This is a genomic window from Halomonas sp. B23F22_3, assembly GCF_043496965.1.
GTDB lineage: Bacteria > Pseudomonadota > Gammaproteobacteria > Pseudomonadales > Halomonadaceae > Halomonas.
Genome location: NZ_JBIEKG010000002.1, coordinates 206368 through 219702 on the forward strand (window position 1 = coordinate 206368; position 13335 = coordinate 219702).

The following is a 13335-nucleotide window of genomic DNA, read 5'->3' on the forward strand; positions in this document are numbered from 1 at the left end:
TTTTATTGCGTTTCTAATTAAATATCCGGGCTGGACTAGTCAGCCGTCTGCATCATATAAGCTAGGATCAAGAAATGGTAACAGTGGTTGGTATTGGTCCCGTCACACCCAATGTCGTCAGTTTGGCTAAGAACCAAGTAACATGCAAACAGATAAGACGAAGCTGAAAATTTTAGCGAGGAGGACAAGATTATGCTGGATTTAAGGCTAGGTCTTTCGACCCCACCCGACCCTTACACGGACTGCGGGTGTTTTGATGACGTGTCGACCGCCGTGCCCAGCCCTGCCGCACAAGCGGCCCAGCGGCGCGACGATTACGTCTGCCAATTCTGTGGGTTCCAGAGCGCGAAATACCAAGTGTGCCACGGGTCGGAAGCGAGCGGAGCCGACGCGCTTGTGACCGCATGCATCTTCTGCAAGCAGGTAATGGAACTCGACCTAGTTCTGAAGATGCGCTCGGCAGTGCTCATCTGGCTTCCAGAACTCAGCCAAGTAGCGATTAACTATTCAATGCCCGAGGTCTACGTCAACCGGCTTGCTCGGGGCGCCACTGGTGGCCGCGCGCGCGATCTGCGCGACCGTCTAATTGCGCGCAGGGAGCTAGCAAAAGCGCGATTTGGATCCGACGAACCGGCGGAGCTCATTCGCCGACTGCGTGCAGCAAGTGATGACCGGAGCGAGATCGATAATGCACTCGCGGATGGGCTACGGATACTTCCGCTCGACCGAAGAATCATTCGCTCTGGACAGTTGGAGTTCAACCAGTTTCCCCAGATTCTCGCTTTCTGGCGATCACGAAGCGGTCCATTTGCAACCGGCCGGACACGCAGTTTTGAGCGGCTTGAACTCGATCTCGCCGGGCTCTAATCAGCTTAACCGCCAACTGACGCGCCCGGGTAGGTCTGTGGCGATCGGTTCATCATTCAACATTTCGAGCATCCCAGTTGGTTGGACAGCGAAATTGGCGATGAAGATCGCGTTGCTATAATTAACGACTGAACTGCAGATAAAATGGCCATGCTGATTTTTGCCATCAAAACTCGCTGGGCGTACCGTGCCTTCGAGTACGGACTGCGCAGCCTCTTCGGTAAAGCGCGGCAGGAGTGGATCATCCGCATCCTCGGCTATATAAAAAGGCCCTTCCTCGCCGCGTACAAAGAAGCAAAAAAACCGCAAGTAGTCTAGAACATTGTCCTCGTTAATCTTGATCGGCGCTTTTGCATTCACTTCGTGTATTGGCGGCGACGTTCCATTGAGCCGAAAGAGTTTCCCTTGGTCTGTCAGATAGAAGAGCCGCGTGTTGCGCTCGTCAAGTTCGCTATTGCGAATGCTTATGAGCGCTACGCTGTCGTAGAAGGGTAGTTGGCGCCAGGAGACGATCGCTGTTTCAGTGTCGAGAGGCCACTTCCCGTCGACTGGAGAAATCTGCTCCAAGAACCCCGCGCGTTCCTTGTCGGGCACCGCTGTCCAAGCATCGGCGCCACCCTTCGGCATGAACTCTGGAAAGAACCCGGTCGCGCCGGGCGTGGTCGTCACGAGACGAGAAGTTGCAACGCGATCGCGCTCAACACGTTTGCGTGAAGGCGGTGGGGCGGTTTTCGGATTCGTAAATGGTTTGAGTGTAAGCGCGAAGCCTGCCTCCTGCAGCGCAGTTTCTAGCCCTTCATGGCGACGATCGTACAATCCGTATGCGTCCGCCTGGTGGATCTGGCGAGTATAGAGATCGGCGATTGTCAGCCCGGTTTCGGAATCAGGTGGTTTAGGGTCGGCTCCAGCTCGGATCAGGCGCTCGGCGATGGCGTAATGGCGGTAGGCGATCGCCGTCAGAAGCGGGGTGCGGCCTTGGGGCGGAACGGAATTAGGCTGCAGACCAGGCTGAGCCAATAACCAGTCCACGATTTCTAACGACCCGGCTCGAGCAGCTAGCATCAGCGCCGTATGCTGGTGGTTCTCTGCGGGTGCAATCAGGCTCGCGCCCGCTTCGAGGAGCTGTTGGGCGACGCGTAAAGATCCCGCCTCGATTGCCCGGTGGAGAGGTGTGTACCCGAAGGCGTCCTGCGCGTCCGTGTTCCACCCCTGGTCGATGATCCGCGCGACTGCGTCTTCCTTGCCCGCTCGGGCGGCCAGATGGAGTAGGGAGGGTGCCGCTTCTGCGCCCAGAGGCTCGGAGGTTTCCGCGTTCGCGAGTAGTTCCCCCAATGCAACCGCATCCCCCCGCCGTGCCGCGTAATGCAGCGGCGATAGGCCTCTCTGATCGAGCGCGAAAGGGTCGCCCCCGGCTTCATAAAGATCCCCGATCGCCGCCGGTTCCCCGACGATCGCAGCAAGATGCAGGGCCGTGCGCCCTAGTGGGCCGGGCGAGTTCACCGTATTTGTCAGGTTTTTAGCATTGTGCAGGGCGAAACGTAATGCTTGCCTGTTTCCGGTGGCCGCGGCATGTTGAAGGAGGGTCATTTCCACCTCCTCGCCTCCGACCGTCTTGCAAACGAGCGCGCCGGCGCCAAGCGCGGCGCTTTGCTGCATCACTCGTGCGGTCGTCCAGTGCCCAGCCTCGATCGCACTCTGAAGCGGGCGGTGGCCATAGGCGTCTCGGTGCTCGGTTGCGCACCGTCCACTCTCGATCAGCAGACGGGCAATCTCCGTGCGACCGTGGGAAGCGGCGACATGCAAGGCTGTCGCACCCGATCCCGTCATAGCGTTCGGATCGGAAAAGGGCAACAGAAGGCGAACAATCGCGGTCTGTTCATGGATGATCGCGAGATGGAGCGGTGTGATGTCGAAGTGGCCATTGCCGGTGTGCGGCTCGCAGGTCTTGCGATCTTCAATCCGCTTGACGATGTTCTGAGTTCTACCTTGCCAGTCGTCGCATGCGGGCTGATCGACTGAGTGGCCCGCTTTGCGGAGCGCTGTGACGAGCGCACCCGCGATCTCAACTTGGCCTTCTCGCGCCGCAATGTGCAGCGGAGTGAAGCCATTCTTCAGCACAATCGTTGGATCAAGCTCTTTCTCTAACAGTGCCTCGATCGCCCTAACCGCGCCTGCGTTTGCTGCGACATGTAGGGGACTCCAGCCAAAATCTAAAGGGGTGTCGTGGTGCACGGTCCGGTCGATCTGCGCTCCAAGCTCAATGAGCGTTTGAAGCGCCTCGACTGCATCTGCGGAGACGGCTCTCAGGAGCGCGGTTTGGCCGTTTGAATCCACCGCTTCGAGATCTACCCCCTTTTCTTTCACCAGATACCGGACGAGATCGAGATGCCCTCCGGCGGCCGCTAGTTGCAACGGACTGGTACCGCCCGGCGCACCTTGGCCGGTCAGCACCACGTCTTTCTGCGCAAGCCGTTTCGCCGCCGCTAACGCGCCCTTTGTTGCCGCCGCATGGATAGGGCGCCAGCCCTTTTCGTCAGGGGTATCTGCTCCTGCGCCGTGGGCGAGCAGAAGCTCCAGCATCGGCAAATCGTCGTAGAAGGCCGGGACGAAGATTGCGGTTCGGCCATCCGTTTTGGGGATGTCTACCACGCCGGGATCGACCTCTAGCATCCGGCGGGCGATATCGATCCGCCGATATGCGACAGCGAGCAGGAAATGCGTTGGTTTTCGGGCCGACTCCTCCACCCTTTCTCGCGGGACGCCGTACTTCGAGAGAGCGTCGAGGGCGAAATCGCGCATCGCGGCCTTGTGTTCGGGGTCCGCCTCCGGATCCGCGTCGATCAACAACTCGTAATGGGAAGCAAGAAGGCGAAACGCGGCATCCTGAAACCGATTAGTGATCATTTCGACGGCATCAGCGGGCTTACCTTCGTGACTCCAATCTTCAGCGAGGGTTTTGAGGGCGGGAAGGCGCTTGAGGAGCGGGCGCTCATAATCCAGCCATTGGCGCGCCTCGGGCCAGTGGGTGATGACCGCCTCGTGGATGAGGCGGATCCTTTCCCCGTCTTCCGGAACGATCAGGCGCCGCGCCTTCATCGCCCGTGCGAGCGTCAACGTAGTCGTGGATGTTGGCCACTCTGCCGCCGGAAGACTGAACGGCTGCTCGGGGCTACCGGCCCAGGAAACAAGACGGCGCAGCAGTGCAGAGACTTCGAGATCGTCCCAGTTCGGTCCCGATTCATCCCGCGCTTCTGCGACAGCCTGCTCCGCCAGCACAGTGATGGCGTTCTTCACGTCAAAGTAATCGTGTGGCTGGTCGTTCTCTTTGCTCCTATAGGCTTTGCAAAGATCAACGGTGAGACGCGCGGCGGCCGGCGCCTCCAGGTTGCGACCGGCAACCCGGCCAAAGCTGTTCTCGTGTTCGCCCCTGGCGCTGGTCTCGTCCGGATCGCCATCCGATTCATACGCGCCAAAATTCCGGAAGGTTTCAATCTCCGTTTTTGCGACTTCCCGGTAGAGGCGGTCGAGAGATAGACTGATAAGCGGGAGAAGGCTCGCCGGGTGCGCATTCGCGTCGCCGGGGCGCCGTGCAAATGTTTCTACATCCGCGATCAGCGTATCGATTAGGTCGTCGTCGAGGACGAGATCGCGCACGAAGGTAAAAGGCTTGCGCACGATCTCCGATAGGTCGGCACCGGACGGCAGATGCAACTTAGGCGAGCCCGTCTTCGTAGCGGTGTAGACTTCTTCGAGCGCCGGATGAAGGGAGAGTGCGACGGCGCGGTCATCTCGCATCGTGGCGATGACGAAGATATTAGGGTTCTCCACGAGCCGAAGCAAAAGGGAGATCAGTGCTGACCAAGCCGGCTCCTGGCGGGCGTCTTCCATTAGGTCGACTGCTTCTTCAAACTGGTCGAAGCCTAGGACTAGGCGACGGGAGTGATCGGTTCCTTCCGAACACTCGCCCAGCACCTCGCCGATGATGCCGGCGGCACGCTCCACCGTGTTGCCTTGAGCACTATCGAACTGCTCTAATGCGGTGATGAGTCGAGTATCGCCGTCAGGCAGCGATTGCAGAACTGCCGCGAGGCAACGGAGCAAGAGCTGGCGCGTCGGACCTTGCTCGGGTCCGCTAGTGCTGGAAGGGTTGGGCTCGGTAAGTGAGTTGGGTCGAACCACGAGTTTTGCGGGCGTAGGAGTCGAAGACCCCCGCGTGCCAATATTCGCTATCAGTCCCGCGCGCAGGAAGGACGATTTGCCGGAGCCGCTCGGACCGCGCACCCAGTAAATGCGTGGCTGCTCGGGCCGTTCCCAGAGCGCGTCGATCCGGGCGAGGGCGTCGGCAACCTCACTTTCGCGCCCGAAAAAGACAGACCGATCTCCCACGTCGAAGACGCCGAGCCCCTTGAAGACGTCGTCTGGGTCGGCCTGCGGGTTTTCTCCGATCACCCTGTCGAAGAAGCGTCGCATGTGCTGCTCCGCCGCCTCTTCCGTATCGACGATCTTTGATACCAGGCCGCGCACTTCGTCGAGGTAACGGTTAAAGTTTTGCAGCATCCGCAAATGAGTATCGATTACGTCTAAACGCCGATTCATCTCCGCGCGCTTCGTTCGATAGTCGTACGTAATTTGGTCCCGCAGCGCACGGTTGCCCCAGTCCGCCGCAGCTGCGTTAGGCTCGTCAGTGATGCTGGGCGGCCCGATGAAGAGGATAAGCAGGGGCGGCGCGCTTCGCCCGTTGGTTTCCGATGCCGCAAGGGCAGTGAGTACCTCGAAGGTGCTGCCTGTGAGGGGAAAGCCGCCGGTCTCCTCTGCGCCCTCCTCCCAAGGGTGAACGAGCCGGAAGCGTTTTTCCTCGTCTTGGGCGCTGAGCAAGTCGAACGGCGAGGTGTCCCAGTTGGCCGGGAGCGTGCGCCCGATCCACTCCCCGAAAACCGCCACCGTTCCCGCGCAGAGCGGATCTTGCGGCGAGGGAATTTGCTGTTGCGCCGGAAGCCGATCGTCGAACGGGTCGTCCTTGATCGCGTCTTCATAGGCATATAATGCTACTGCGTCCGGACGTGTCGGTTCGCCGACCCGTTCCTTATATATGCGCTGTGCCGCCTGACGGTATACACCAACATCCCACGGAGAGGAGAGGATGATCGTCCGGCGGTGGAACGGTGGGTATAAAGTGGTCATAGCATCGTTCCTCACAGAGTAACTGGTTTCTTGGGGCCGCAAGGAATAGTCTCACTTTTCTTCATCGCGGGCATGCCGCTGAATGCAACAACAATGCGACATTGGCGTACTGCCCGGCTCTAATGTTGAGTTGCACCTCTTCAGTTGATGGTATGTGGCCTTAGTCTGAGGCTGCCGCATGCTATCGCTATTAAACTGGCAATCAAATAGGTTGGACACAATGCTTCTCATGGCCCATGGATGCAGGCTTTGAGGCATATATGAAAGGTTGCCGGGTTAATAAAAATGGATAGGACTGGCATAGCCAATCGCCGAGTGTCGGCGATGTGGGTTGCAAGTGCCTGATCTGATGTTTTCGAGTATCATCCACCTCAGCATCATAGTGCTAATGTATGAGACCGCCGAGCCTTCTTGTGCTTCTGCCGTGCAATAGAATTCTTGCAGCCAAGCAAAATAAAGAACTTTTTGAGGTCAGCTGCGTTTCTAATCCACCCTGCCATCCTTGGAGCCGCTGACGGTGAGCATGATCGGCTCACGCAATGATGCCGGAGCAAACCAGCGCTCATGCCACTTCAGCTTATCCGGAATTTCTGAATCTCCTAGACTCCATCGCACCACTTCATTGAGCGTAGCAGCACCTGCTTGACTGACAGGTCGTTCGACACAGACCAGAGCGTCGCAACGCTGCACCAGCCAGGCATCGCCAAGCTGGTACTGCCGGTAGTGCGGGGTTTGCCGGTATGCTTCCAGATCACTGGTCAAGTCAACCTTGGCACCCAGCGCCTCGAGATTGCCGAAGCGCATGGGGAGTTCGAGATAGTGCACGGCCCCTGCCACCAGTTCGGCATACTCCTGAACCGACCGCCAGCGCGCCTGTGCCTGGGCATCGCGAGGGGCTTGAACACTGCCTGCGTAAAAATCCATATAGAAGAGTTCGAACGGCACCGGCAGTATCACGATCAGATCGGCACCGAGCCTGTCGACGAGGGCTTTGGCCACCTGGCGTTCGGGGCCGTCGGTCAAGGCGCTGACCACCGTGAAGCGGATAGGCATCCCCCGTGCCGCCTCCTCCGCTTGCGCCCGCAGGCGATTCACTACCTCGGCTAGCGCCTGCTCGTCGACCTGCCCATCACCAGATGCGGCTTCCCGGCCACGCACCCCTGCTGTTACCCCGACCAGAAAGCGACGGCAGACCGTTTCCTTAGCGGCACCGCTGGCGTTTGCCGTTGCCGCGGTCAACAGGAAGGGCAACTGGGCTATGCCCTTGCGATCGAACCGACGGGTGCCCTGGGTGATCTGCTCCCAGGGCAGCAGATCGTCATGGACATGGGCCGGGTCGACCCGATGCTTACCGTAGCGCCAGCCACCGATCCAGTGGGTGGCATTCCAGCGGTCGTGCTCGATTCTGGCAAGCCGCTCCCAGGCGGACTCTTCTCTATCCGGATGGCCATGAAGTAGCCGGTGCCAGGGTCCGGCAACGATGCGTTGCCGTTGGCCATCGGCGGTCGACTGCACTGTCTGCACGCAGCCATTCTCCCAGCCCACGGCGATGATCCACGCCTGTTCGCCCTGAGGCTGAACGGCCAGCGCCGAGATCAACTCGTCATTATTGGGCCGTGGCTCCACTGTCACGGCGCGGCCTTGACCCTGTTCCAGCAGCACAACCTGAGGGCAAGTCGCATCGTCCGTCACGCTGGCTGTCACTCGCAGTTTGCCGCATGCCGATACTTCACGGATCTCCGTATTCCCAACAATGGCAACGGGGACTTGTCGCCTGAACACAGAGAGCCGAGTCTTCCCCTTCCCCCTGGCTGTCAAATACCAGCAAGACTCCTTCGCCACCCATTCCCCACGATAGTCCCACTCGTCGTCATAAGAGGTGGGTTCTCCATTGAGGATGGTGACCAGCAGTTGGTTGTCGGCCAGTCGGCGAACCACCAGATCGGGCGGAATTGCCCGTTGCTCGTAATCCTGCTTGCCGTGGACGCTGATCAGTGCGCCCAACTCCGGCCAGAACTGCAGTGCCAGCACCGGCTCCGACTGAATCTCGGTTTCCCGGGCCGCCTGTGCGATCAAGGCATTCGTGCGCTCCCTGGGCTCCGAAGGCCGAGGCGATGGTTTGGCATCCACGCAGCGTAGCGCCCTGAGCTTGACCCGCACATGATCGGCCTGAGCCCGATTGGACTGTTTGAGGAAGAGGTTCAGATGCTCCCAGCTCACGTCGCTGGCCTTGCGCCAGGCATTCAGGGCGGGCCGTTGCTGGCGGACGCTACGATACCCCGATTCATGGAAGGTCCGCGCCAGCCTATCTCGTCGCTCGTCCAGCAGTTCGGTGTACTGCACGACGTCGTCCAGCATGCCGAACGCATGGAGGTTATCGGGTGACTCCATGCGGCTCCTGGCATCCCCCGGAAGCCGCTCGGCCACATCGAACATGCGCGCCAGGCCCGCATGCCGCTTGAGACGGATGAACACCGGCGCGTTCCAGGCCAGGATATGGCCTTGACTGATCACCGGCGGCTGATCGCGCAGCAGGTCTCGCAGCTCCAGAGCAAAGCGGGTCGTCAGGGCGTCATCGTCGAAACAGACAAAGTGCTGGGTAGGTGGCGTCAGCGACTCGATACCGTTTCGCGCACACTCATGCAATGCCTCCCGGTCGATGCACTGCTGCCCAGCCATGGGCAGCAAGCGAATCTCGGCTCGCCTCGCCAGATCGCCCAGGCGAGGATAGCGCTGCGCAAAAACGCTGCGGCCGTCGTCAGTGAGAAAGTCTGGATCGAAGAGGCTGATACGCAGCATCGGGGCATCGCGATCGAAGTGAGATAGCCGAACCGCTTGCTCGAGAAGGGCCTCAGCCATGGCGTTATAGCCGTAGAGGGCAATGTGCACGCAGTCGGCATCCGCCGTATCGGCATACCAGTCAGGGCCATACTCCGCGAATACCTTGCGTGCGCTGGTTTCATAGAGGTTGAAGAAGCGAGTCTCGGTACTCTGCTCAGGCCCGAGCCGACTGTTGTCCTCCGCTCTGCGAGCGATAAGCGGGTCATTCACATGGATCAACAGCTTCGGCACTTGGGCCGCCGGCCGATTTGCCACCTGGCCAGGGAGTGGTCGCCATCTCAGCCTGCTCATCAGTGGCTTCAGAAGGGCCAGTCGGCTATTCCATGTCGGATAAGAACCCTGGATCGTTTCTTCACACGTGCTGCGAATGCTGATGGCCAATTCAACATTTCGGGTATCGTCCGGGAGCGCATGGATGACGTAGTCGGAGCGGTGGACACGGGCTCGCAATTGAACCTCGGGGTCGAAAACATCCCGGACTAGCACGGGGTAACCTTTATCAAGACAGGACTCGATATGGGGATTCCCAGGATCCTGCTCGATGATGATCAATCGATAATGGCTGCGGAGCCATCGAAGAAAGTTCAGCTTCGACTGGCCTGCCATGTGCTGGTAATAGGCTTGTACAAACTGCATACCGAGCTCACCCAACCCGCAAAGGACGATCCGCTTGTTGGGGGCCAAGAGTCGAGAGGAGAGCTGGAGCAAGGCACCATGCAGGTTACGAAATAGCGACACGATCAGGGCAAAGGTGGCCAGTATGCCCAGCAGCCGTACCAGGTGGGTAAAGTTCACCAGAAGCGCATCATCCCGCCGATCCATATGGGCCAGCACCTGCTTCTGGGTCCAGTCTGCTTGCCCCGCGAACAGTTGCAGGGTGCGATAGACATTGGTCAGGGTGGGCTCATCTTCATGCACATAGGCCGCCAGCGCCCCCCCGAGGAACAGAACCAGCAATGCCGCTACGGCAGGCACGCGAGCCAACCACCTTCGCCGCAGTTGCAACACCAGGACGAGAAAACCAAGCAGAAAGGCAAGAATCAGAAATGTGATCCATGTAGCGCAGGCAGAGAGGCCAATTTCTGCCAACTGCTCCAGACCGACAAACCGAGCCATCAGCAGAGCCGTGATAACGAAGCCAGTGGCCAGTATGAAGCTGCGCAGCAGCCAGGCCGCGATGATCAGGGCCAACGCAATGGCCCATAGACCCGCCGATGGCGTGATACCACACAGCGTGGTAGGTATGGACATGACAAGGGCTCTCGGTGCTCGTCAGATAGAAATACAACCTTCTGATTTATTTGAAAAAAATCTTCATATTTTATACTGCAAGCGTGTTGAAGCACTCTTAACAGATCAGTCACCTTGAAGATCTGCTTATGGCAATTTTAGCTTAATATTTAAATATATCGAACGTCTATATAGGAACAGAACACGCGGGTAGGCTGACAACAGGCTCTATTCGGCGACATCGAGTTATAGACAACTCATCCCCCGACATCTTGATTTCACTTAATTTATCTCTATTACATCCGGCCAGAAAGCCAGCAACACCTGATTATCGAGGAAAAAAACCTGAAGCAGCCCAATTGGAGAAGACACTCCGAATAACCTAATAATAGAGGTAATGGAGTGTTCATGATCACAAGACTCGACGTCGGCATTCAGGTGAAATCTAGGCTGATGCGGAGAGCCTGATGAACGAGCAAGGGTATTCCGTATCCGAGGCTGCCCAGTGGCAATCAATCGAGAACCGGCGGTCTCAATGACCAAGCGCAACACGTGACCCATCAGGTACGGTGTTGCCATGAACCACTGCTATCGCCATCTTTCTGCTGAAGACCGGGCCGCCATCATGATGATGCGAGCCACGCATTCGATCCGGGCCATTGCCAATCACCTGGGTCGTGCGCCGAGCACCGTGTCGCGAGAAATCGCTCGCCATACGGTCGACCCCATCAAGGGCTACGATGCCGGCCTGGCAGGCTATCGGGCTCGTATGACGCGACATCGGCCACGTCAGCGTCCCAAGCTGCACCCAGACGGAGAGCTCTTCGAGGTGGTGGTCCACCTGCTGCGCACGCACTGGTCACCGCAACAGATAGCCCGCACACTGAAGCGCATGTCTCCCAACGATTCACGTCGGCAGGTCTCGCATGAGGCCATCTACAACACGCTCTATGTGATGCCCCGCGGCAGTCTCAAGAAAGAGCTCATCGCCTGCCTGCGGCAGGGCAACGGCAAGCGTCGCTCACGCAGTCGTGGCAAGGATCGTCGCCAGCAGATTCCCGATCTGGTCAGCATCCACATGCGCCCGCCTGAGATCGAAGACCGCTTGATGCCTGGCCACTGGGAGGGCGATCTCATCATTGGCGCCAACAATCGCTCCGCCGTCGGTACGCTGGTGGAGCGCACCACACGCTTGGTGATCTTGGCGAAAGTGGATGGCACCACGGCCACGGCGGCGGCCGTTGGCTTCAGCGATAAGCTCAATGAGGTGCCGCGAGCCCTGCGTCTCTCCATGACCTACGATCAGGGCAGAGAGATGGTGAAGCATGCCGAGATCACGCAGAAAACCGGTACGGCGATCTACTTCACTGACCCGCATAGCCCATGGCAGCGGGGCTCCAACGAGAACACCAACGGGCTGTTGCGGCAGTATCTGCCAAAGGGAACGGATCTCTCCGTTTACAGCCAGGAAGAGCTCGACGAGATCGCCGACTCACTGAACACACGGCCTCGCCAGACGTTGGACTGGCGAACCCCACTGGAAGTCTACGCCGAGATGCTCAAGAAATCCGTCGGCGGACCGAGCACCCTTCAATAGCGTTGCACTTGGAACTTGAGACCGCCGAGCCCATCTCTGCTTGAGTTGAGTTCTGCTCCATAAAGTGGCCGCAGTCTCTGCAGATGATTCGATAATGACTGCTGTCGATTTTTTCCAGATGAAAGGCTGCCCACTTCGGCCCATCCTCCGCGCGGATCTCCGTGGCGCCACACGTGAACATCATGGCCCAGCGCCCGCTGGGCACTGGCATCGATGTGATCTCTGCCATGGCTTGACCCTCCCTGTTGTGCATCAAGGTAGGTACTGCGGGTAGGAGGGGATGTAGGAGATCGACGACAGGGGGCAGGGTGAAACGCTGAAGATTGTGTCAGGTTCTCACCATTGGCAGCTCCGGCCACTGCGTGTTCCACTTCGGCGTACGTGCGCGCAGCGAAGGTGCCAGGCGGCATTGCTGCGTGGCACGCCCAGTCGAACCGTACCCTTGCCTATCTTCTCGTTGAGCTCGTCCAGGGTGGCCATCAACTGGTGGGCGCGCTCGCGCTGGGCGACCCGCTTAGGCATGTCGAGCAGCGAGATTCTGGTGGTGGCGTCGTTGGCTCAGGAAAGCGTCGCGTTCATCGGGTTGCTCGTGTTCCCGACACCACGGCATGTGAGAAAATCCCGCCTAGACCCCTGAAAAAAACCACCAAGCCAAGGCCCACCCGTGAGCCACCAGCCCCCCTCCATGAAGTCGCTGATCGCGTTCGAGGCCACCGCGCGCCTGGGCACGATGACGGCGGCGGCGGATGCCGAGCGCACCAGCCAGCCGACCATCTCCCAGCGGATCCGGGCGCTGGAGGAGCGGGTCGGGCTGCCGCTGTTCGATCGCCAGGGCGGGCGGCTTTCGCTAAACGCCCAGGGCGAGCGCTTCTATCGGGAGGTGGCGCCGGGCCTCAAGTCGGTGCGCGAGGCCTGCGAGCGGGTGATGCAGGAGGGGCGACGGCCGTCGCCCTCGGTGGTGATCGCCGCCGGCTCCGGCTTCACGCACCTCTGGCTGCTGCCGCACCTGCCGGCGCTCAAGCGGGCCTTTCCCGAGGTCACCTTCCAGCTGATGCCGATCGACCGCGCCGACGACCCGGAGCTGCAGGCCGCCGACATCGCCATCCGCTTCGGGCCCAGAACGCCAAACGCCGAGGCGCGCCTGGTGGCGAGCGAAGCGGTCTTCCCGGTGTGCAGCCCGGCCTATGCTGACCAGCACGGCCTGGCGGATACGCTGAGCTCTAAAGCGCTGCCCGCCCTCGCGCTGCTGCACCAGGACATCAAGGACCCGCGCTGGCTCGACTGGAGGCAGTGGTGCCACACCGCCGGGCTGAGCCTCGCGCCCCGCGATGACCTCTTCGCCTACTACAACTACGCGCTGCTGCTGAACGCCGCGCTCGCCCACCAGGGCGTGGCGCTCGGCTGGTCGATCCTCGTCGAGGAGCACCTGGCGAACGGCCAGCTGGTCGCGCTGGGACCGCGGGTCACGCGGCGCGACTACGGCTACTGGCTCAGCGTCAAGCACCACCGCAGCGCGGTGCTCGAGCCGATCGGCGACTGGCTGATCGAGGCGGTCCACCGCCGCCGGCCCGGCGCCGCGGCGTCTCAGGCCCCCCAGGACACGAACACGACGGACTGAG

General features: G+C 59.9%; 6 protein-coding genes. 3 read left to right on the forward strand and 3 right to left on the reverse strand.

From position 1 onward, the window contains the following. Positions 1–192 precede the first annotated feature (192 nt). Positions 193–867 carry a hypothetical protein gene (locus ACGTNG_RS04630; protein ID WP_394575757.1) on the forward strand — a complete coding sequence of 225 codons (675 nt, stop codon included), beginning with the start codon at positions 193–195 and terminating at the stop codon, positions 865–867. Here ACGTNG_RS04630 and ACGTNG_RS04635 read toward each other — a convergent pair whose 3' ends face one another. Then, positions 868–6048, reverse strand: a complete 5181-nt coding sequence (locus ACGTNG_RS04635; protein WP_394575758.1) for an ankyrin repeat domain-containing protein — start codon at positions 6046–6048, stop codon at positions 868–870. Positions 6049–6531: 483 nt separating this feature from the next. After that, on the reverse strand, positions 6532–10140 hold the full coding sequence (locus ACGTNG_RS04640; protein WP_394575759.1) for an NAD-binding protein: 3609 nt from the start codon (positions 10138–10140) through the stop codon (positions 6532–6534). Positions 10141–10696: 556 nt separating this feature from the next. On the opposite strand from ACGTNG_RS04640, the gene ACGTNG_RS04645 reads away from it, so the two are divergent. After that, on the forward strand, positions 10697–11716 hold the full coding sequence (locus ACGTNG_RS04645; RefSeq protein WP_394575761.1) for an IS30 family transposase: 1020 nt from the start codon (positions 10697–10699) through the stop codon (positions 11714–11716). Positions 11717–12052: 336 nt separating this feature from the next. Here ACGTNG_RS04645 and ACGTNG_RS04650 read toward each other — a convergent pair whose 3' ends face one another. After that, the gene (locus tag ACGTNG_RS04650) at positions 12053–12238 is read right to left on the reverse strand and encodes a DUF4113 domain-containing protein (RefSeq protein ID WP_394575762.1); all 186 of its coding nucleotides are present in this window, start codon (positions 12236–12238) and stop codon (positions 12053–12055) included. Between the two features lie 142 nt (positions 12239–12380). Between ACGTNG_RS04650 and ACGTNG_RS04655 the strand changes: the two genes are divergently transcribed. Beyond that, complete coding sequence (locus ACGTNG_RS04655) at positions 12381–13334, forward strand: LysR substrate-binding domain-containing protein (RefSeq protein ID WP_394575763.1); 954 nt, start codon at positions 12381–12383, stop codon at positions 13332–13334. Position 13335 lies beyond the last annotated feature (1 nt).

What these genes read in the sequence shown, in the direction of transcription:
- ACGTNG_RS04630 (WP_394575757.1), top strand. Translation starts at nt 193, where the DNA reads ATGCTGGATTTAAGGCTAGGTCTTTCGACCCCACCCGACCCTTACACG.
- ACGTNG_RS04635 (WP_394575758.1), bottom strand. Translation starts at nt 6,048, where the DNA reads ATGACCACTTTATACCCACCGTTCCACCGCCGGACGATCATCCTCTCC.
- ACGTNG_RS04640 (WP_394575759.1), bottom strand. Translation starts at nt 10,140, where the DNA reads ATGTCCATACCTACCACGCTGTGTGGTATCACGCCATCGGCGGGTCTA.
- ACGTNG_RS04645 (WP_394575761.1), top strand. Translation starts at nt 10,697, where the DNA reads ATGAACCACTGCTATCGCCATCTTTCTGCTGAAGACCGGGCCGCCATC.
- ACGTNG_RS04650 (WP_394575762.1), bottom strand. Translation starts at nt 12,238, where the DNA reads ATGCCTAAGCGGGTCGCCCAGCGCGAGCGCGCCCACCAGTTGATGGCC.